The 20,710-nt window shown below is 64.8% G+C and carries 18 protein-coding genes and 1 pseudogene; 9 read left to right on the top strand and 10 right to left on the bottom strand.

All coding sequences use genetic code 11. The features are described 5' to 3' along the window. Positions 1-93 precede the first annotated feature (93 nt). Together ABNF93_RS29335 and ABNF93_RS29330 are read right to left on the bottom strand one after the other, a co-directional pair. On the bottom strand, positions 94-1,560 hold the full coding sequence (locus ABNF93_RS29335) for a DUF4185 domain-containing protein (protein WP_349331463.1): 1,467 nt from the start codon (positions 1,558-1,560) through the stop codon (positions 94-96). A gap of 92 nt (positions 1,561-1,652) precedes the next feature. Beyond that, positions 1,653-1,886, bottom strand: a complete 234-nt coding sequence (locus ABNF93_RS29330) for a hypothetical protein (RefSeq protein WP_349331462.1) — start codon at positions 1,884-1,886, stop codon at positions 1,653-1,655. An 863-nt stretch (positions 1,887-2,749) separates the two neighbouring features. Between ABNF93_RS29330 and ABNF93_RS29325 the strand changes: the two genes are divergently transcribed. Both ABNF93_RS29325 and ABNF93_RS29320 read left to right on the top strand, forming a co-directional pair. Further along, positions 2,750-3,007, top strand: coding sequence for a hypothetical protein (locus tag ABNF93_RS29325; RefSeq protein ID WP_349331461.1), 258 nt, complete (start codon positions 2,750-2,752; stop codon positions 3,005-3,007). A gap of 225 nt (positions 3,008-3,232) precedes the next feature. Further along, positions 3,233-3,655 (top strand): hypothetical protein, encoded by a 423-nt coding sequence (locus ABNF93_RS29320; protein ID WP_349331460.1) that lies wholly within the window; start codon positions 3,233-3,235, stop codon positions 3,653-3,655. On the opposite strand, the gene ABNF93_RS29315 is transcribed toward ABNF93_RS29320, so the two are convergent. The 8 genes and pseudogenes from ABNF93_RS29315 to ABNF93_RS29285 all read right to left on the bottom strand — a co-directional run bounded on the left by ABNF93_RS29315 (position 3,652) and on the right by ABNF93_RS29285 (position 13,052). Beyond that, positions 3,652-4,851 (bottom strand): exo-alpha-sialidase, encoded by a 1,200-nt coding sequence (locus tag ABNF93_RS29315; RefSeq protein ID WP_349331459.1) that lies wholly within the window; start codon positions 4,849-4,851, stop codon positions 3,652-3,654. The two genes, ABNF93_RS29320 and ABNF93_RS29315, sit on opposite strands and share 4 nt — an antisense overlap. Before the next feature lie 41 nt (positions 4,852-4,892). After that, the gene (locus ABNF93_RS29310) at positions 4,893-6,203 is read right to left on the bottom strand and encodes a sulfatase family protein (RefSeq protein WP_349331458.1); all 1,311 of its coding nucleotides are present in this window, start codon (positions 6,201-6,203) and stop codon (positions 4,893-4,895) included. 76 nt (positions 6,204-6,279) lie between these two features. Further along, positions 6,280-7,908 carry an extracellular solute-binding protein gene (locus tag ABNF93_RS29305; RefSeq protein WP_349331457.1) on the bottom strand — a complete coding sequence of 543 codons (1,629 nt, stop codon included), beginning with the start codon at positions 7,906-7,908 and terminating at the stop codon, positions 6,280-6,282. Between the two features lie 36 nt (positions 7,909-7,944). Next, positions 7,945-8,868 (bottom strand): carbohydrate ABC transporter permease, encoded by a 924-nt coding sequence (locus ABNF93_RS29300; RefSeq protein ID WP_349331456.1) that lies wholly within the window; start codon positions 8,866-8,868, stop codon positions 7,945-7,947. Further along, positions 8,865-9,872, bottom strand: a complete 1,008-nt coding sequence (locus ABNF93_RS29295) for an ABC transporter permease (protein ID WP_349331455.1) — start codon at positions 9,870-9,872, stop codon at positions 8,865-8,867. Before ABNF93_RS29295 ends, ABNF93_RS29300 begins: the two co-directional genes overlap by 4 nt. 203 nt (positions 9,873-10,075) lie before the next feature. Continuing rightward, positions 10,076-11,065: an ROK family protein gene (locus tag ABNF93_RS29290; protein WP_349331454.1), complete on the bottom strand. Its 990-nt coding sequence runs from the start codon at positions 11,063-11,065 to the stop codon at positions 10,076-10,078. 66 nt (positions 11,066-11,131) lie between these two features. Continuing rightward, positions 11,132-11,344, bottom strand: a pseudogene (locus tag ABNF93_RS35070) (MarR family transcriptional regulator); the annotation flags it as partial. After that, positions 11,337-13,052 (bottom strand): beta-xylosidase family glycoside hydrolase, encoded by a 1,716-nt coding sequence (locus ABNF93_RS29285; protein ID WP_349331453.1) that lies wholly within the window; start codon positions 13,050-13,052, stop codon positions 11,337-11,339. The gene ABNF93_RS29285 and the pseudogene ABNF93_RS35070, both read right to left, overlap by 8 nt. A 265-nt stretch (positions 13,053-13,317) precedes the next feature. On the opposite strand from ABNF93_RS29285, the gene ABNF93_RS29280 reads away from it, so the two are divergent. From ABNF93_RS29280 to ABNF93_RS29250, 7 genes are all read left to right on the top strand, one after another. Further along, positions 13,318-14,421 (top strand): LacI family DNA-binding transcriptional regulator, encoded by a 1,104-nt coding sequence (locus ABNF93_RS29280; protein WP_349331452.1) that lies wholly within the window; start codon positions 13,318-13,320, stop codon positions 14,419-14,421. Then, positions 14,418-16,040: an FAD-dependent oxidoreductase gene (locus ABNF93_RS29275; RefSeq protein WP_349331451.1), complete on the top strand. Its 1,623-nt coding sequence runs from the start codon at positions 14,418-14,420 to the stop codon at positions 16,038-16,040. The genes ABNF93_RS29280 and ABNF93_RS29275 overlap by 4 nt, the downstream gene beginning before the upstream one ends. Positions 16,041-16,069: 29 nt before the next feature. After that, positions 16,070-17,374 (top strand): ABC transporter substrate-binding protein, encoded by a 1,305-nt coding sequence (locus ABNF93_RS29270; RefSeq protein WP_349331450.1) that lies wholly within the window; start codon positions 16,070-16,072, stop codon positions 17,372-17,374. 3 nt (positions 17,375-17,377) lie between these two features. Next, positions 17,378-18,280, top strand: coding sequence for a carbohydrate ABC transporter permease (locus ABNF93_RS29265; RefSeq protein WP_349331449.1), 903 nt, complete (start codon positions 17,378-17,380; stop codon positions 18,278-18,280). Further along, positions 18,270-19,196, top strand: a complete 927-nt coding sequence (locus ABNF93_RS29260; protein ID WP_349331448.1) for a carbohydrate ABC transporter permease — start codon at positions 18,270-18,272, stop codon at positions 19,194-19,196. Before ABNF93_RS29265 ends, ABNF93_RS29260 begins: the two co-directional genes overlap by 11 nt. 436 nt (positions 19,197-19,632) lie before the next feature. Then, positions 19,633-20,271 carry an aminoglycoside phosphotransferase family protein gene (locus ABNF93_RS29255; protein ID WP_349331466.1) on the top strand — a complete coding sequence of 213 codons (639 nt, stop codon included), beginning with the start codon at positions 19,633-19,635 and terminating at the stop codon, positions 20,269-20,271. A 116-nt stretch (positions 20,272-20,387) separates the two neighbouring features. Beyond that, positions 20,388-20,636: a hypothetical protein gene (locus ABNF93_RS29250; RefSeq protein ID WP_349331447.1), complete on the top strand. Its 249-nt coding sequence runs from the start codon at positions 20,388-20,390 to the stop codon at positions 20,634-20,636. The last annotated feature ends 74 nt before the right edge of the window (positions 20,637-20,710 follow it).

Here is a 20,710-nt window from a genome sequence, read left to right as displayed (position 1 = left end):
CCCGCCCCCCCCCCCCCCCCCCCCCCCCACTACTCCGCATTGGAGGCAACCGATAGCGGCGGCGTGGGAGTCGACCCGCCTACCCGATGCAGGTCAGTGACCCCTGGGATCGGCGAAGGTTACCTTCATGACCGGGAAGTCCGACTTCAGGAACCCGGACGTGTGCGCGTAGGTGATGTACTGCACGAGCCCACCCCGTTCGGCGTACTCCGGGTGGACGAATCCCGCATAGCTGATCGAGCCGAGGCCCTCGCCCACCGCAGGCAGCGCGACACCGAGGAGCTTCGCCTGTGACCAGGGACCTTCGGGCCGGTAGGCCACCCGGTAGTGGATGTCGTTGCTCAACGGGACGCTGTAGATCGACATGAAGACGCGCAGGCGGGGATTCCAGTAGACTGAGGTTCCGGCGGCGCCACCGCTCAGAGTGTCGGGAGTGCCATCGGGCTTCGTACCCGCTGGCAACGGGACCGCGCACTCCAGGTCTGCCGACCACAAGTGCCGACACCTGGCACGGTCGCGATCGTCGCCGGCGAAGAATCGCCAGCTGGCACGGTCCCACACGGCCTCAGCCGGACTCAGCGGCACCCGGGCCAGCCGGCATTCCGATGCCAGGAAGCCATAGCAGCCGTACGCATAGAGGTAGCCGTGGTCGACCACCATCGCGGTGTCGTACCGGGCATCGGGCGTCGAAGGGACCCCGTCGGTCGGCCAGATCGCCGTGGGGATGTCGGGATCGGTCGGGTGCGCCACTGTCTGCCGCGCCCAGCCGTTGCCGTCCTTCTTTCCTTCGGTCCAGACCGCGACACCAGTACCCACACCGTCGAACAGCCACTCACGGCAGGCCTCGTTGCGATTGTCGATGTCGTCCTGCGTACATCCTGCCTTCAACGCGTGATAGCGCGTGATGAGGGCGTAGAACGCGAGAATCCGCTTGCGGTCGGGATCGGCGACGATCGAACCACCCCAGATCGCATACTCGTCACCGCACGCCATCCACGTGACGCCCGGCCCGGGCTGGCATCCGTCGGCGTCCGGATCGGTGTCGGCGTGCTCGTCGTTCCACGCCTGCTCCTCGGCGTTGAGGTCGATGAACTCCCGTGGGCCGCCCTCGCCACCGTCGTAGTCCCAGTCGCTGATGCTGTCGCCCATGTCGAGGTCGGTCGTCCCCGCGCCGGTGTTGGCGAGGAAGCTGTCGCCGTCGCCGTTCGGCCGGGTGAGGAACGTGTCACCGAACGACCAGTACGAAAATCGTAAGCCCTTGCCGTTGTCGTACAACGTGCTCTGACCGTTGTCATGCCCTCTGATGAAGTCGGGTTCGTCGAGCGGGCTGTAGAGGGTGCCGTCCTTGGCGGTTTCGTACCTCGGACCGTTGGCGAGCGTGACCACCGACTGCACCTCGGGCAGCGGCGGCACATCGTTACCCGGGTGAGCCACCCGCTCTCCGCTTGGATCAGCCGCGAGGCCGGGTTGGCCGGTGGCGGCGACACCGACCACCACGAGCATCGGGACGATGAGGAGAGTACGTAGCCGCGACGACAAGGGTCGGGGCGCACTAGACATGGGATCTCCCTCGGAGCACCAGAAGGTCAACACCGCGGCCAGCCGCGACGCAAGCGCGGTGCGTGCACTCTAGTATGGAAGTACCCCTTCCGTCAGACGTCAAGCCCGGATCCGGCCGCCCTCGCATCGCTTCCCACGACCGGCGGCTCTTCAGCTGATGCGCTCACTTGGGAGATCCCGATCAGTGGGAAGTCGTTGATCGACAGGATCGGTTGTTCGCCCGGCAGCAGGCCGTCTGACAGGCCTCCTTCAGTGACGAACAGGCCGTCACCCACCGGCCGCAGGTGCGAACGCCGACCGCCGTGGACGAGCAGTACCGTCGGCATCGGGCGCCGCATCGTTGGCGTACCGTCCGAACCAGTGGCCCCAGTGCGCTCGCTTGGTAGGAATGGCCCGTCCGGCACTTCAGCCGGTGAGCCCGCCAAAGCATCCGCCGAGGATGGCGTGCGGGTCGACGGCGTGCCCGGCGGCGTGTCGAAGAGCAGCGCGGAACGTCCGCCCCCTCCCCGGGTCGACGGAAGGGCAGGTGCAGCGCAGTGACGGGATCGGCTTCGAGCTCGTGGGTGTCGTCCAGCCCTGACGTATGGCTCAGCAGCTGCCGCAGGGTGACCTGCGGACCGTGGACAGGATTGGAGAAGGCGCACGCGGCCTGTCATCCGGATTCGTCGAAAGTGACGAGCCTACGCTCCACGGGGCGCAGGACGGCGGCCGCATACACCAGCTTGAACGACGGACACTGGAGCGGTTGCACGGCCATGACCACCAGCGTCGGCGACAACTTCCCCGGTGCTGGAGGACCCCTCTCCGACGGTGGCTGCCCGACCCCGGGTCATCGGCAACGGCTTGAGCGTCAGCCCCTGGAATATTTCCGCCGCGACAGCCTCGCGGATGTGAGCCACCCATCCGGGCGCCGGACCGGTCCCACGACGCTTGTGGAATCACTTGTGGTGCGAACTGGCGTCGAACCATGCACGTTCAGTGCACCCCTGAACGCCGGAGCGGTGGCATAGTCGCAGGTAGAACGCGTGGAGCACCTCGTCCAGAATCTTCCTAAACCGTGTGTCGCAGGTTCGAATCCTGCCGGGGGCGCCGTTGTGATGTCTCACGACATCCCGGACGGCCGAACCCAATAGTGGTGGGTTCGGCCGTCCGTTGTTTAGCGGGTGGGTCCGGGTGGTCGTCCGGTGCCTTGGTAGCGCTTGGATGTGTCGAGGACGAGTTCGCGGAGGAGCTCACCGGTGGCGGCGTCGATGATGCGGATGTCGAGGTCCTGGACGAGCACGAGGACGCGGGTTCGGGTGTGGGTTCGGCCGATGCCGATGGAGTACAGCTGGCCGCGGTAGCGCAGGGTGATGTTGCCGGCTTTGTCGATGCGGTCGTGTCGGAGTCGGTGGTGGGTGTCGTCGCGGCCGCCCTTTGTCGGGGTCGCTTTGGTCTGCTGGTGTAGTTGGTTGCCGGGGTGGCTCGGTGCGGCAGGGACCGGTGTGGCCGGTTGTGGTTGTAGGCGGCGACGAACTGGTCGAGTAGTGCCTGGAGGTCGGCGATGGTCCTCGGCTGGTCGGGCTGGGCACGCAGCCACTTCAGGCCGAGCGGCGAAGGCTGAGATCGAGCGGCTACGGGCCACGGTGACCGAGCAGGCGATCACGCTGCATCTGCGCGAAGGAAAATCGCGTTGGGACTCGTAGCCGGCCCAGTCCCGCCACGCGTGCACGCTGATGTGAAGGCCGGGTTGCTCGCCGTGGTCGACCACGCCACCGCTGGTGGCTGGTCGACCAGGCGGGCAGCCGCCAGCCTCGGCCTGGACCGTGCGCGGGTGCTGCGCTGGCAGGCACGAGCCGTCGAAGATCGGCTCGCTGACGCCAAGCCCGGACTCGACGTGCCGTTGCACGCACTGCTGGGTTGGGAACGCGAGGCGATCGTCAAGCTGGCCGAAGAGTGGGCCGAGATCGACCTGTCACACCGCAAGCTGGCTCACCGCGGCTCCAGACTCGAGCTGGTGCGCGTGAGCGAGTCGACGGTGCTGCGGGTGCTGCAAGCAGCCGGGATGCACCTGCTCGGCCCGCCCAGACGCGAACCACGACGCGAGCGCCGTTAGCGCTTGATCAGATCGAGGATGCCGATCATGATCTTGTTCCCGTCGTCACGCACCTGGGGCATCGTGGTGACGAGCTGCCCGGGATTGATCACCTCGATCGAGCCCCAGAACCCGTTTCCCGGCAGAAACACCCCGGGATCGCCGAATTCGCGGGCCTCGTAGTCTCCGAGGTGGATGTGCTGGCGTGAATCTCGGTTGTAGGCGAGCACGGACTCACCAGACGGGAACCGTGCAAGATACGGTGCCGCGCCGCGGAAGATGTTGTCCTGACGGTCGGCCGGTCCCGGCTCATCCATGCCCAATTTGTCCGGCCAGTTCTGCTTGGTGTAGGCGAAGGAGATCATGTAGCCGTCGGTGAGATGGGACTCCATCGCGAGCGCGATTCCCCCAGGTGTGCGGGTCTGGAGCGCGCTGGGCATCTGATCGGTGAAGATCTTGACTCCCGTATCAGAGGTGCGAACGTATTGCTGCGCCACTCGATCGGCGGCGTACGGGTAGTCGGTCACATTGGGGGTCCATGTCCGACCTCCATCGTGTGATCGGATGATCGCGACCCCGGTCGATCCCTTGGTGTCCTCCACAACCCGCTTCGGTGCGCTATGGGTGAAGTAGACCTGGACTTCACCCGTGGGGGTCTGATGGACGAATGGCTCCCAGTTGGCGCCGATGTAGATCACCTGCTCGGCATGCCAGGTCCGTCCATTATCGGTGCTGCGGCGCAGCATCAGCCCGTCAAGTTCCATATGGGTACTGAAGCGCTTGTTGGCCCGGAACGAACACACGGCGAGGACATCGCCGTTGTGCAGAACCCGAGCATCCGCGGTGGCATAGCACCTATCATCGTCTCCGTCGAGGATCTTGTGCGACGCGAACAGCAACTGTGGCTTGGCCCAGTTCTTCAGGTCACGACTGGTGCTCCAATACACGTTCCATGAGTGCTGAGAGCTCTGGTAGAAGAGTATGAATCGGCCGTCCCGCATCCGCTTGATCCGCGGGTAGTGGGCGGTTTGGGTGTCGAGGAAGTCGGCGTCGAGCTCAACGTACCTTGATTCGTCCAGCTCGAGCGATGCCGAGCGGCGAGAGGGTTCGGCGGCGTAAACCGGCCGGGCATAACTGCCGATCAGCGGTGCTCCGATCGCGGCGGCAGAGCCCGCAAGTAGGTGACGCCGGACAATCCTGCGTTCGGATGATGGCATGGCCAAACTCCTTTGTCGTAGACGCGATCGATCGAGAGAATTCAGCTGGGGAAAGGTCCCGTCGGGGGTGCATCGGGAGCCATCGGCGGCGGGAATCCTTCCGGCGGCGGGACCGGGCCAAGCAGCAAAGGGTCGTCGGTCTCGAGCATCCAGCGCTCCAGTCGCTCGGCCAGGTCGGCACGCACCGAAGCGGCCGTCGGGCAGTCGGCCAGATTCCGCACTTCGTGCGGATCGAACATGAGGTCGTGCAGCCGTACCGTCGGCAACTCCTGATCGAGCCAACCGGCGTCAACCCAGAGCGACTTGCTGCCCGAGGCATCCACATTGGGCAGGGTCGGCCGGTTCCAGTCGTTGAAGCGCTGGATGTAGAGCCATCGCTCGGTGCGGATGGCTCGCTCTGGTTGGTATGCGGCGTGGTAGGTGATCTCCGCGAACGTTTCCTCACGGATCTGGCGACCCTCCAGCGTGGGCAGCAGAGAGGTCCCCTGGAACCACGGCGGCGCGTCGATGCCGAGCAACTCGCACAGAGTCGGGAACACGTCGATCTGGCTGACGAGCGAGTCGATCGCGTGGCCGGCCGGCAGACCGGGTGCCCGCACCATCATCATCACGCCGGTTCCCGTTGTGCCCAAGGTGCACTTCATGTCCGGCATCGCGATTCCATGGTCGGTCGTGACCAGCACCACCGTGTTGTCGGCCAGACCCTCCTTCTGGAGTGTGTCCAGCACCGCCCCCAGCGCCTGGTCCACCTGCAGGGCAGCTGCGTGGAAGGACGCCATGTCGCTCCGGGTGATAGGTGCATTCGGCATGGTGGGAGCCGGGGCGGTCCACCGAGCATCACCGCCGGGATGACCGAAGAGCCAACCTGTGTCCCGCAGCGTGTGAGTTTCGTTCAGCCCGATGGAGAGGAAGAACGGCCGGTCGTGGTCGCGGCGAAGATAACGCAGTGCTGCGTCGCGATGCGCCGGTGCCAGCTTGTCTGTGACGGGCAGATCCTCGTGATAGCCGATGGTCTGCGTCGCTGCTCCGGGGCCCGTCGCCTCGTGCTGGACGCCGACCAGAGCCGACGTGTAGCCGTGTCGGTGCAGGGTGCGCACCAGGTGACGGTCGTAATCCTTGAGACGGTGTCCGCGGTGCGCCAGACCCAACATTCCCGCGGTATGGGCCCACTGGCCCGTCAACAGAGCAGCGCGACTCGGTGAACATGTCGGTGCGGCCGAGTGCGCATTGCGAAACACCACCGACTCCTCGGCGAACGCCTGCAGCCGCTGGGTGCGGATCGGCGCCCCGTAGGGCTGGATATATCGCCCCGTGTCGTGAGTATGGAAGTAGATGATGTTCGGATGGCCCACAGATGACTCCTCGGAAGATCAATCCATTAACGGGACTCGTCGGCATCGCAGTGATCCCGGGAATTCCGGATCCTTTTCAGCGTGAGGCCTCGTAGGCGGCGTACAGCTCTTCGGCGATCTTGTCGCCGCCGTCCTCCTTCCACTTCTTGACCGCGGCGGTCCAGGCTGACGGCGGCTTGCGGCCCTGAATGATGTCGTCGGTCACCGTGCCGATGTCGCGGCTGATCTGGCTGCCCTTGCGGTTTTCGGTCTCGGAATACATGCCGTCCACGGGATTGGCGAGCGCCTCGGGACAGATCTCCTTCATCGCATTGAAGCAATCCGTACTGCTGCCCTCCCTCTCAGGAAGGAAGATGGCCCAAGGGCCGTCGGCCTGGTACTGCAGGCCGAGCTGAGTCTCACTGAAGCCCTTGTCCGTCAGCACCGGCTTTCCGTCGGTGAGGGTGTGATCAACGCCGGGGATGCCGTACTTGCGGAACAGATATTCGCTGGTGCCGAACGGAGTGGCCAAATAGTTGAGGTAGGCCAGCAGGGTCTCCACCCGGTCCTCGGCCTTCTTGCTGATGGCGGTGACAGAGATCGTCGGTGCGCCCAGCCAGGTATGGCCGACGCCGGAGCCGTCGTGGGCCGGCGGTGCCATGATCGCGATCTCGCCCATCTCTTCCAGCGTCTGCAGATAGGCTGGCCAGCCGCTGAAGGTTCCCGGCACCAGCGGTCCCGATCCATTGCCGAAGCGCGTCTTTCGATCCTGGTTCTGGCCGGTGAACGCGTCGGGATGGATGTAGCCCGACTTCCACAGCTTCGCCAGGAGCGCGAGGGCCTCCTCTTGTGCCGGATGCTCCAAGGCGCTGACCAGTTTGCCGTCCTGCATGCTCCAATTGTTCGGAATAGCGAACATGTTTCGGACGAACTCGGTCGGCCGGTCGGCCAGGGCAAAACGGTTCCGGCGATTATCGGTCAACTCCTGGCAGAGCTGGACGAACTCGTCGGCGCTGCTCACCTTGGCCGGGAGCCCCTGTTGGCCCAGGATGTCCTTACGGGCATAGAGCACCATCGTGCTGATCGCGCCGCGCGGGATCGGGATGCCATAAATCTTGCCGTCGAAGATCGCTGAGTTCCAGCTGACCTCCGGCAGATTGGCCAGAAACGGATACTTCTTGATCTGGTCACCGGATAGGTGTGGCGTCAGGTCAACCGCCTTCGCTGCAAGCATCTGAGGCTTTTGCGGAACGCCGCCGATCATGAACAGCTCGCCGAGCTGGTCGCCGGCGACGGCAGTGGCGAACTTCTGGCTGTAGTCGACCGATGGCGTGAGGTTGATCTCGACCGGCGATCCGACCCGCTTGTTGAGTTCCTGCCAGAATTCGTTTCTGGATACCTTGGGTGGGATCGGAGTGTTGGTGTAGGTCATCACCTTGATCGGCTTACCATCACCGGGCGGCTCCGAGATCGCCTGCACCGGATCGGCGGGGTAGCGCTTGAAGGCGTCCGGGATGTCATACTCCGCGCCGGACAGATCGGGTTCGACACTCTCGTAGCGGACGTAAGCCGGCCGGACCTTCGACCTGGCAGCGGCGTCATTGGCTCGGGTGGCGCCGCCGCGGCCCTCGTTTGAGCAGCCGGCCACGGCTGCGGACAGTCCGAGTGCCGCACCGGCGCCGAACAGTGATCGTCGCGACAACCGCAAGGATTCGAGCTTCGTCATTTGTTCTCAACCTCTCGTTGGTGTCGTGGAGGATCGTCAGCCCTTGACGGCTCCGGTCAGGACGCCCTTGGCGAAGTGACGCTGGATGAATGGGTAGACACACAGAATGGGGATGACGGAGACCATCAAGATCGCCATCTGGATCGCGGTCTGTGGCGGTAGGACCTCGCCCGCCACGCCGAGGTCCTGGCCGCCGATCTCGACACCGTTGACCACGTAGGTGCGCAGCACCAGCTGCAGCGGCCACTTGCTGGCGTCGTTGATGTACAGCAGCGCGTGGAAGAAGCTGTTCCAGTAGCTGACGCCGTAGAACAGGCCGATCACGGCGACCACTGCCCTGGACAGCGGAAGTCCGATGTAACGGAACGTCTTCCACTCCGACGCCCCGTCGATCATGGCCGAGTCGAGCACCTCGCCCGGCAGCCCGACGAAGAAGGCCCGTACGACGATCACGTTGAAGGCGCTGACGCAGGTCGGAATGATCAACGCCCATAAGCTGTCCAGCAGACCGAACTGTTGGACGACCAGGTAGGTGGGGATCAGGCCCGGATTGAACAGAAGGCTCACCAGCACCAACATCAGCAGCGCCTTGTTGCCGACCGTACGGCGTCGGCTGAGTGCCCAGCCCAGAGTGCACGTCAGCGAGAGGGAGATCGCGATGCCGACGACGGTCACGAAGCCGCTGACCAGCAGAGCCTGGGTCACAGTGCCCCCGGCAAAGATCGACCGGTAAGCCGTCAGGCTGATGCCCTGCGTCGGGAACATCACGAATCCGCCGGCCTGGGTCACTTCCTGGGGCGTGGCCAGACTGGTCGAGATCACGCCGATGAACGGGAACACGACCAGGGAGCAGATGACAATCAGGAAGATGCCCTTGATCACCCGTTCCGGGCAGCCAGGTCGCGGCATCCCGTCGACCAGTGTGTGACCACGGCGCTGCGTTGCTACGAGGTTCGTCATCCGCGGTAGATCCCTTCCTCACCGAATCGGTGGGCGAGCTTGTTGGCGGCCAGCACAAGGCAGAGGCCGATCGCCCCCTTGACCAGCCCGACGGATGCCGCGACTCCCCAGGCGCCACCGAGGATTCCGTTGTTGTAGACGTAGGTGTCGAGCACCTCGCTGACTTCGGTGCCGACCGCGGGTTGTTGGAGGATGATCTGTTCGAAGCCGACTGACAGCGAGTCGCCCAGGCGCAGGATCAGCAACAAGATGATGATCGTCTTCATGCCCGGCAACGTGATGTGCCAGATCTGCTGCCAACGGTTTGCGCCGTCGACGGCGGTGGACTCGTACAGCGATCGGTCGATCTGGGAGAGGACTGCGAGAAACAAGATGGTGGCCCAGCCGGTGTCCTTCCACATCACTTCGGAGGTGAGCAGCGCGCGGAATGCGTCTGCGTTTCCGATGATGTGCAGCGGGTCATAGCCGTGGCTACGCAGCCAGTTGTTGATCATTCCGGTGCCGCCGAGCACTTGCTGGAAGACCGCTACGACGATCACCCAGGACATGAAGTGCGGCAGATAGAGGATCGACTGCACCAACTGCCGCAGTTTGTTCGACAGCAGCGTGTGCAGGACGATCGCGACGACGATCGGAGCCGGGAAGACGATGATGGTCTGGATCAGGGTCAAGATCAATGTGTTCTTGACCGCGTTCAGGAACTCAGGGTCCCCGTTGATGATGACCGTGAAGTTCTCGACGCCGTTCCAGGGGCTCTGACTGATGCCGAGGTAGGGCTGATAGTCCTGAAAGGCGATGATGTTGCCATACAGCGGGTAGTACTGGAAGGCGAAGATGACCAGCATCCCGGGGATTGCCAGCAGCAGCACCGGATAGTCACGCCTCAGCCGGGTCGTCAACGGTGTCCGTCGCCGCCGGATCACCTTGGGGCCAGAACTCGACTCGATCGTCTTCGCTGGCGGGCTACTCGGTCTGTTGATCGTCTGGCTACCGCCATTCGCCATTGAACACGTTCCTTCCGTCCACGCTGCCCGGCAGGCAGCGAACCTAAGGACCCGGTTCCACGGCATAGGCAATCAGCAGGAATCCGAACCGCCAAGGAGGTTGCGTAACTGAGCGGCCGGGGCCGCGACTTTGTCAACCTCCCGCTGGCGCAGCGAGGCGCGGGTGAGAACGGTGCGGTCGATGCCCGCGGAGGACCGGTGTCCTAGACGGGCCCTGCCGATCTCTGATCGGCGGTCCATACCCAACGCGGTTTGCCCACCTCGTCGATGACGAGATGACGTGAGGTGTCCATCAACACCAGTGCTGCCGCACCCAGAGGTTCCGGTCGGCGCAGTGTGCTGAATTGCAGTCGTACGGACTCTCTGGCCGCCGGCAGCGCACGTTGGTTCATCTCTGTCCGAATCGCGTCTAAGACCACCGCGCCGCATTGCCGGCTGAGCAGCCCGCCGACGATGAAGAGCGACGGATTCAGGATGTTGATCAAGGTGCTCACCGCCACTCCGACCTGGGTGCCGACGTTGGTGATGGCCCGTAGCGCGGCTGGGTCACCGCGCGTGATCAACTCGATGATCTGACTCGGGTCCAACTCGCCGTGGATCGGCCAGAGCATCCGCTGCATGCTGTCCAGCGAGGCGACTGTCTCGAGGCAGCCTTGATTCCCACAGCGGCAGATCTCACCGTGCGGATCGACAACGATGTGGCCGAGTTCCCCAGCGAAGCCGTCACGCCCTCGAATCAGTTGTCCGCCAGAGCAGATTCCGCCCCCGACATTGGTGTCGAGCCCGATCCAAATGAAGTCGTCGACACGATGCCCCTCTCCCCAGAGCCGTTCGGCCATGACCGCCAAGTTGCCATGATTGCCGACATAAACGGGAAGGCTGATCTTCTCTTGCAGCAACTCGCGTACGGGCGCATCGACCCACAGTTGGTGACAACTGGACGGTGCCGCTCGGAGTGTCTCCGGATCGATCGGCGCCGGGATGGCAAGACCGACGCCAAGGCACTCGCCGTGTACGTCGGTCGCCTTGTTGATCACATTGTGCACTGTGCGAGCCACCACCCCGAGTGCCTGGTGGATGTCGAGCGGATCGACGAGGGGGCAGTCAGACGACGCAACCACCACGTGAGCAAGGTCGGTGGCCAGACATCGAACATGGGCGTGGGTGATATTGACGCCGACGACGAATCCCAAGCCGGTGCGGAGTCGTACCGCACTGCCCGGGCGACCCATCCGAGTCTCGTGACTGTGCGGCGCCGGCGCCTCGGTGACGAGGTTCATCCGGGCGAGTTCGCCGATGACCTGCCCGACTCGGGTTCGGCTGATCCCCAAGATCCTGGCGAGATCCGCTCGAGAGGCCGGACCTGAGGTCCGCAGGGCTTGCAGAATCTGCCCGTCGGTGCTTCCCTCTCGCAGTGCATCCCGACTTCGCCCGACCGAGGCAGCCGGACGACCCAGGCTGGCGTCATTCAAGCTTGTCGCAGGCTTCGAGTTCGTCGGCGCTCGGACTGAACCGGATCCAGTCGAACGAGCCGTATACCTCCGGGGTGTCCTCGGGCCCTCGGTAGGCGACGGGGCCCACGTCGGTGGCTGACAACTCCCCCGCGGGGATCGGTCGCCCGAGGTTCGTGAACGTCTGCCCATCGATGCTGAATGACGCCGTCAGCCAGCCTCCGTTGTGAGTGATGCGCAGCCACACGGTTTCCGTCGTTTCGGGCGGTGCCAAGGCGGTGTCCTCCATGGTGTGCTGGTTGTTGCGTTCCACGCCGTTCTTGCGCCAGATGAAGTCGAATCGCTTGCCGGCGTGCACGTGCGACAGCGTGATCCTGGCCGAGTTGGCGTCGTTGCGCCGCACCAGGATGCCGGCCTGTTGGTAGTTCTTCTGCGGATCGATGGTCAGCTTCGTGGTGACCTCCCACGGCGTGTCCGGGACCGGCTGCAGGACGAGCGGTGCCGACGTCGAGTTGCCGGTGTAGGTCGGCACCTTCCAGACACCGTCAGCCACCACGGACCTGTCGAGGTCGCCGCGGACCGTCGTCGACCAGAGGGACCGGTCGAGCGTGTCACCGTCGAATTCATCCGATCCCGGCGCCGGGCACTGCTCGTACATCGGGTCTTCGGGGTGCGGGTTCAACGGATCACGCCACCCGTGTGGATCGATGACGGCGTGCGCGATCGTCCCGTGCAAGCGGTGACCGGTCTCGTAGAACAGATGGGTCGTGTCGCCGTCGCTGACGAACTGTGGGGACGTAGCGCGGCCTGCTTCGGGCGGAACCTGCTGCGGAATGTACAGCGGCTGCGGGTCACCGGACGTCCAGTTCATGAAGTCGAGCCGTCGGGCGAAAGTCGTGCCGACCGTCGACCCATAGACGACATAGGGCTGCCCCCTGTAGGTCCAGTAGTCGGCCGCCGTCACGTTGGCGCCTTCCTCCGCTCCGGGGGTGATGAGTGGTTCTGGCTGGACTTCCCACGACTTCCCATCGGGTGAGGTGGCGACATTGATGTCGCGGATGTTCGTGTCGTAGTTGGTCATGAAGAACATCGCCCAGCGATCGCGCGACTTCCGATCAGGATTGCTGAACACCCGCGCGTACCCCGCGGCAATGGCGTCGCGCCCCGGCTGCGCCTCATCGACCATGTCGGCAGTAACGGCCTCGTCGCCGTAGTCGAAGGTGACACCGTCGGTCGAGGTGGCGTACCGCGTCACCTTGTTCTCTCCGTGGAAGTAGAGGAACATCTTCCCCTCGCCGTCGTTCCACACCACGTCCGGTGACGACACGTGAGATACCGAGTAGTGCGGCTCCCAGACATTCGAGATCACCGGGTTGCCTTCGTAGTGCGTCCACGGTCCGTCAAGCGAGTCGCTGTACATCAGCTCGATCCCGCCGGGTGCATCGTGGGGGGCGAAGTAGATGTACCACTCGCCCAGCGGGTTCTCGAGATGCTCGCTCGCATGAAACACCGACGGGAAGATGAACTCCCCGTTGGGGTTGTGCGGCAAGGAATCGTCGAAGGGATCGATGATTGGGCCCGTCGAGGTGAAGATCGGGAGTTCGGCATCGTCGCCAGTGGCGGGCGCTGCCGTACTAGGCGCGGCGCCGACGCCGGTGACGGTCGCAAGTGCTGCGACCGTCACCCCGGTGAGGAGCCGGCGCACCGAGTTGAGGGATCTGACAGGCATGACGTGCTCCTTCAGTGCGTCAGTGCACGAGTAGGTGCAGAAGATGTTGCGATCGCAGCCTTGGACGCGCCCTCGCAGAAGGTCAAGGAACCTGATCGAACCTATTAGCAACCTCACGAGCAACCTCGTGCCGATCCACGCTGATAATGCGCCCTATCAAGGAGCCAGCCCGCCGGGGACGTGTTGGATCGACTCAACCTCGACCTGTTAATAATGCGCATTATCATCTTGCCTGCCTGACGTGACGGGCAACACACTAGCCCGCATGCCACGACGTCACATCACCCAGGCCAACGTCGCCGCAGTCGCCGGCGTCAGCCAGGCGACCGTGTCGTTCGTCCTGAACAACCGCACGCCGAGCGGCGTCCGGATCAGCGAGGAGACCCGCCAACGGGTACTCGACGCGATCCGCATCACTGGCTACGCCGCGAACCCGGCGGCCCAGCGACTCGCTGGCGGCCTCACCCAGATTCTCGGCGTCTTCACCTACGAGGCGACCTTTCCTCTCGGCGGACGCGACTTCTACGGACCGTTTCTCGTCGGCATCGAGCACGCGGCCGAGAAGCTCGGGGTCGACCTGCTTCTGTTCACCAGTGCGCGAGCCGAGGACGGACGCCGCCGCCTGACCCGCGACGGCTGGCACCGGCTCGGAATCGCCGACGGCTGCCTCCTTCTCGGACAGCACGAAGACCGGGGAGAGCTCCAGCACCTGCTGGATACCAACTACCCCTTCGTGTTCGTCGGCAAGCGCGGCAGTGAAGGCGGTCGTCTCCCCTATGTCGGCGTCGACTACGTGGCTGCGACCTCACGCCAGGTCAACCGGTTGGTCGAGCTGGATCACACTCGGATCGGCTACCTCGGTGCGCGCGCCACCGATCAACCGACGCTCGACCGCGTCGAGGGATACACCTCGGCGATGAAGAGCCACCGCCTCACCGCACGTTTCGTCGAACTCGACGATGTGACGGCCACGGCCGAGGAGATCATCGACCAGCGGCTGACGGCAGTGGTGGTCGCGCCGGAGAACTATCCAGAAGAGATCGCCGATGAGATCGAACGGCGTGGGCTCCGGGTCCCTAGCGATGTCTCGGTTCTCCTCCTCGGCCAGCCACACCACCCTCGGAGCGGAGGCCGCGCCTGGAGCGGCTTCTCCATCCCGCGCGAGGAGCTGGGCGCCCGGGCACTGCTACTCCTCCACCGGCTGGTCGCCGCCGAGAACGGCACCACGACCACCTCTGCAGGTCAGCGGCACCGCGTGACCGACGACGAACTCCACCAGATGCTCGAGTGCACCGACATCGACGGAGCCACCCTCGCTCCTCCCCCGACCCCATCGGACAACCACGCCAACACAGAAGGAACCGCGTGACACACCACGATCTGCAAACCGACCTTCTCGTCGTCGGCGCCGGACTCGGCGGTGTCGCCGCTGCTCTGGCGGCCGCCGACCGAGGTGCACGAGTGATCCTCACCGAGGAACACCCGTGGATCGGCGGTCAGCTGACCTCGCAGGCCGTCCCACCGGACGAGCACCCATGGGTGGAACGCTTCGGCGTCACTGCCCGCTACCGCGTGCTGCGAGACGGCATCCGCGACGTCTACCGCCGGCGCTACCCCCTCACCGACAGTGCGCGGTCCTGGTCGGAACTCAACCCGGGCGCCGGGTGGGTCTCGAAGCTGTGCCACGAACCGCGCGTCGCGCTCGGGGTGCTCGAGGAGATGCTGGCGCCCTACCGATCGGCCGGTCGAATCCGGATGATTGAGCGCGTCCGCCCAACAGCTGCCACAACCGACGCCGACCGGATCGTCTCGGTCACCCTCGCATCGGTCCTGGACGGCACCGAGACCACCGTGGCCAGCACCTACGTCATCGACGCAACCGAGACTGGCGAACTGTTGCCACTCTCGGGTACGGAGTACGTCACCGGTTTCGAATCGTCCCGGGAGACGGGTGAACCGAGTGCGCCCGAGGTCGCCGAGCCCGACAACGTACAGGCGCTCAGCGTCTGTTTCGCAGTCGAGCACGTCGACGGTGACCACACCATCGACAAGCCGGAGCGCTACGACTATTGGCGGGCGTACACGCCGGGACCGTGGAACGGCCATCCCATGGTGTCGTGGACCGCTCCCCACCCACGAACCCTCGAAATGGACGTCCGCTCGTTCACGCCAAATCCGGGTGACGATGCTCGCGCCGTCGTCGCCGACCAGTCGAAGAGCCCCGGTGACGGCAACCTGTGGCTGTTCCGTCGCATCGCGGCGCGCGACCTGTTCGCCCCCGGTCACTACGTCAGCGACATCTGCCTGGTGAACTGGCCGAGCATCGACTACTTCCTCGACCACGTGCTCGACGTCCCGCGCGACGTCGGGGAGGCGCGGATCGCAGACGCCCGACAGCTGAGCCTCTCGATGCTCTATTGGATGCAGACTGAAGCACCCCGAGGGGACGGCGGCCAGGGTTTCCCCGGCCTGCGGCTGCGTCCCGACGTTATGGGGCATGCGGATGGGCTCGCCCAAGCCGCGTACCACCGGGAGTCGCGCCGGATCCGAGCAGTCACGACTATCACGGAGAACGACGTCTCCTACGCCGTGCGCGGAGATGCGGGCGCGACGCAGTACGAGGACTCCGTCGGTATCGGGATGTACCGCATCGACCTGCATCCGTCGACCGGTGGCAACACCTATATCGACGTACCGTCCACGCCGTTCGAGATCCCCCTCGGCGCCCTGCTTCCGCAACGGATGACCAACTTGCTGGCCGGCAACAAGAACCTCGGGACGACCCACATCACCAACGGGTGCTACCGACTGCATCCCGTCGAATGGAACATTGGCGAGGCCGCCGGTCACCTCGCCGCCCATTGTCTGGCCACCGGACGCACACCGCATGTCGTCCAGGCCAAGGCCGACCACGTCGCCGACTTCCAAGACGAGCTCAGCACGGCCGGTGTCGAGCTGCGCTGGCCCGACGGCGCCTACCCCTACTGACCGCGGAAGCTCAGTCCCAAGGAGCACAGATGTCACCCCGAATCCAACAGGGCATCGCCGGCGCTGCAGCGCTGGCTGCCACGTTCGTCCTCGCCGCCTGTGGTGGTGGTGACGAGGCGCCGTCGGGCGAGCCGCACAAGCCGTCCGAGCCCGTCGACTTGCGTATGACCGTCTGGACGGCCGAAGACGCCCACTTGTCCCTGTTCCAAAGCATCGCGGACGATTACGTCAAGGAGAACCCGGACCTCGTCTCGAGCGTGAAGTTCGAGCCGGTGCCGTTCGAGGACTACACCACCAAACTCACGACTCAGATCGCCGGCGGTAATCCCCCGGATCTCGGCTGGATCTTCGAGTCCAACGCACCGGAGTTCGTCCAAAGCGGCGCATTGGTCGACCTGACCCCCTCACTCGAATCCGCCGAGGGGTACGACATCGACGATCTGATCCCGAGCACGCTCGACCTCTGGAAGGACGGCGACTCGCTCTACGCCTACCCGTTCTCCAACAGCCCGTTCGGCGTCTTCGTCAACGAGAGCCAGATCAACGCCGCTGGCCAGACCGACCCCGCCAAGCTGGTGAATTCCGGCAAGTGGACCTTCGACAACGCTCGCGACATCGCGGCTGCGACCGCTGAGGACTCCGGCAAACAAGGCCTGATCGTCCGCGACTTCGACTACAAGTTGTGGGAGAACCTCGCGACGGTGTGGGACGGCTGGGGTGCGGCTCCCTGGTCCGACGACGGCTCCGAATGCACCATGGCCGACTCCGAGATGGTCGACGCCATGCAGTGGATCCACGACGCCGCATTCCAGCACAACGCGATGCCCGGCCCGGGCACGACCGCCGACTTCTTCGCCGGTGACGCCGCCATGACGATCACCCAGATCAGCCGTGCCTCCGAGCTGGACGATTCCTTCAAGTGGGACCTCCTGCCCATGCCCGCCGGTCCCGCCGGTCAGCAGAACGTCATCGGGCAGGCAGGCATCGGTGTGTTCGCCCAAGGTGAGCACCCGGACGTCGCCGCCGACTTCCTCGCGTTCTTCACCAATCCGGAGAACACCAAGAAGCTGGCCGCGTACTTCCCGCCGCCGCGTGCGTCGTTGATGAACGCCCAGACCCTCGCCGATGCGAACCCTCTGCTCAGCAGGGAGCAGTTGCAATCGGTCGTGGTCGACGGGATCAAGGACAGCGTCACCAAGCCCTCGCACAAGAACTTCGCGAAGTTGCAGGAGACCGTCCGTTCCGAGCTCGACGCCATGTGGACTAAGGACGCCGATGTCAAGGGCGTCCTCAACGACACCTGCTCGGCCATCCAGCCGCTCCTGGAGGAGTGACGAGTGCGGTTGTCAGTCGGGTCGACATCGACCCTCGCACGCCGCGATTGGACGGCCGGCTACCTGATGGTTGCGCCGGTCGTCCTCGGGGCGCTCGCGTTCGTGGTCGCTCCCCTGGTGATGGTCGTCTGGTACTCACTGCACGAGTGGAACGTCCTGGGCAACACCTTCAAGTTCACCGGGGCGGACAACTACGAACGCCTCCTCTCCGACCCCGGCCTGCGATCGTCCCTGCTGGCCAGCCTCTGGTTCTCGATCGGCTTGGTGGTTCTGAACGTCACCCTGGCGCTGTTCCTGGCCGTCCTGTTGAACCAGAAGCTGCCCGGGACCACCACGTTCCGGACGTTCTTCTTCTCGCCGGTGGTCGCGTCCTTGGTGGCCTGGACGATCGTGTGGAGCTTCCTGCTCCAGGCCGACGGCGGCGTCAACGGATTCATGTCGACGATCGGGATCGATGGCCCCAACTGGTTACGCAACGGCCCCACCGCGATGATCTCGGTGATCGTGGTGCAGGTCTTCAAGAACGTCGGCCTCAACATGATCCTCTTTCTGGCAGCCCTGCAGAGCGTGCCCGGGGACCTGCAAGAGGCGGCGCGGTTGGACGGTGCGGGTGCCTGGCGACGCTTCCGATCGATCACTCTGCCGTTGATCAGTCCGACGATCCTCCTGGTGTCGATCATCACGATCGTGGGGTCGCTCGAGGTGTTCGCGCAGATCGATGTCCTCACCGGTGGCGGTCCGGGCAACTCGACCACGGTGCTCGTCTACTACCTCTACCAACAGGCATTCAAGTTCAACGAGTTCGGATACGCGAGCGCCATCGCCGTCTTGTTGTTCGTGATCGTCCTGGTCCTGACCCTCATCCAGTGGCAATCCCGTAAAAAGTGGGTCTTCCATGAAGTCTGACCTCATCGACCCGCCGACCTCGCCGGAGCAGGCGCCCACGCCGGCGAGCTCGGCCACCTCCGTCAGCTCGGCCAAGCGCCGTCCCCGTGGGCGATGGACGCGGTGGGCCCTGGTGGCGGTGCTCATCGTGATGAGCATCCCGTTCGTGTTTCCGACGTGGTGGATGATCACCTCGAGTCTGAAGCCGATGAACGAGATCCTCCGTGCGGTGCCGACCATCTGGCCGCACCATCCCACCTTCGATGCCTACCGTGAGGTGTTCACGCGGCAGCCGTTCGCCCAGCAGTACTGGAACTCGCTCTACATCGCGGCCCTCGTCACCCTCGGCACGATCCTGGTTTCGTCGATGGCCGGCTACGCCTTCGCGCGGATCAAGTTCCCCGGCGCCAATGCGCTGTTCGTCCTCGTGTTGGCCGGGCTCTTGGTGCCGGCCGAGGTGACAATCGTGCCACTGTTCCGGATCGTCAACTCACTGGGACTGATCGACACGCACTGGCCCTTGATCGTCGTCCCGATGTTCGGCGCGCCGAGCGTCTTGGCGACGTTCATCATGCGGCAGTTCTTCCTGGCCCTCCCGACGGAACTGGAAGAGGCCGGACGCCTGGACGGTCTCGGGCGGTGGGGACTCTATTGGCGAGTCGCGCTCCCGCTGTGCAAGCCCGCGATCGCGGCCGTCACGATCTTCACGTTCTTGAAGTCCTGGAATCTGTACCTCGAGCCGATCGTGTATCTGTCCAGCAAGGACAAGTTCACCCTTCCGCAGGCGCTCACCCAGTACGTAGATGCCTACGGCGGCCCGATTTGGAACGTACAACTCGCGGCCACCACCCTCACCGTCGTACCGGTCCTCCTAGTGTTCCTCTTCGCCCAGAAACAGTTCGTCGCGGGCCTCGCCCACACCGGCCTCAAAGGTTGACGCCGAGTCGGCACAAACACACCCCAGAAACCGCCGAGTGAGGTGTGTCTGAGTTAATACCGGCTGATCCTGGCGATGCGACCAAGCCCAGTGTCGCGTACGCGACGTCTCGCCGCGGCGGGCCTGCCCAGAACCGCCCGACAGACGCCACCGCATCGTACGAGGGACAGGTCGCGATGGTGGCCAATCGGTACCCCGAACAGCTCGAACAGCACGTCAGGTGGATAGAGCAGAACTGGGCTCTCTTCGGCTAGAGCCGGCGCCGCCATGAGCCAAGGGACACCGGGTTGAGACGATCGTGATCGTGGATGGCGAGGACGTCGCGTCAGGGTCTCCCGTCACGGACACCAGCACAACCGAATGACGTGCGAGCACCACGTACACCAACTCATCGCCTCGCTATCTCTCCCGTTCCAGATTCCCCGCCCGATCACCCCTGTGGTCAGCCGAGACGGCCGTACCGGCATGCTCACCACCGTCGTCGCTGGCGAGCACCGCAGCGACGTTCCGTGGCACACCGCGGGCCGGACCACTGCGGGACGTCCTGACTGCATTTGCCCGCGCCAAAGATGTTCGGCGGCTCCCAAGCCCCCGCGCCTGGTGCGGCGGCGCCCACTGGCCCAACCTCGTCCGCCACACCCTCGCCCCACGGCTCCCGCGCGAATGCCGCGCCGTCGCTGAAGCAGTCGTGGACGCAGTCCTCCAAGCCGAAGCATCTGCAGACACGGTCCACCTGGTCCATGGCGATTTCGGACCGCACAACGTGCTATGGCACGCCGACCAGGTAGTCGGCGTTCTGGATCTCGACCACGCCTGCGCCGGTGACCCAGCCATCGACGCAGCCTCGCTGATCAGCTTCTTCGGCGCCGCACAGGTAGCTCCGATCGTCGACCGCGCCATCCTCGAGCGAGCGATGATCCACCGGGCCAGCCTGACCATTCAACTCGCGGCGGCCGCCGAACTCCTCGCCGACACCGGCCTACGAGACCACGCCCTGACCAACTTCGTCACCCGCCACCAGGCCGGTACCCTGCACGATCCCGGAGGATGGCAACCACACTTAGACCGTATGTAGTGACTGCTCGCCGGATGGACTGGTTGCTGGCCGGGGGCCTCGCTCACGCAATCTCGTGGGTTACCGAGCGCGTGTTTCCCGTGCTTGGCCTTTCCGACATGTGCGAGGAGGCCCCGGTGTTTTGTGAGCGTACGAGTGTCGGGCTGGATGTGCACGCCCGGTCGGTGGTGGCGGCGGCGATCGATGGGCAGACCGGGGAGGTGTTCAGGGCGGCGCGGTTGACGCCGTCGCATGCGGATGTGTGCGAGTGGGTCGGCAGGCTGCCGGGTCCGTGCGCGGTGGTGTATGAGGCTGGGCCAACCGGGTTCGGGCTGGCCCGTGCCGTGGCGGCGGCGGGTGGCGGTGCGAGGTGGCGGCAACCTTGAACCTGACCCGCTCCGCGAGCAGCTCCAACAGGCCCGCCCGCTCGGCCCACCCCATCACCGGCACCAAGCCCGCA

Source organism: Actinopolymorpha sp. B9G3, from assembly GCF_040120725.1.
Lineage (GTDB): Bacteria > Actinomycetota > Actinomycetes > Propionibacteriales > Actinopolymorphaceae > Thermasporomyces.
The sequence above is the reverse complement of the archived record's forward strand: the minus strand, read 5'-3'. Positions and strand labels throughout refer to the sequence as shown.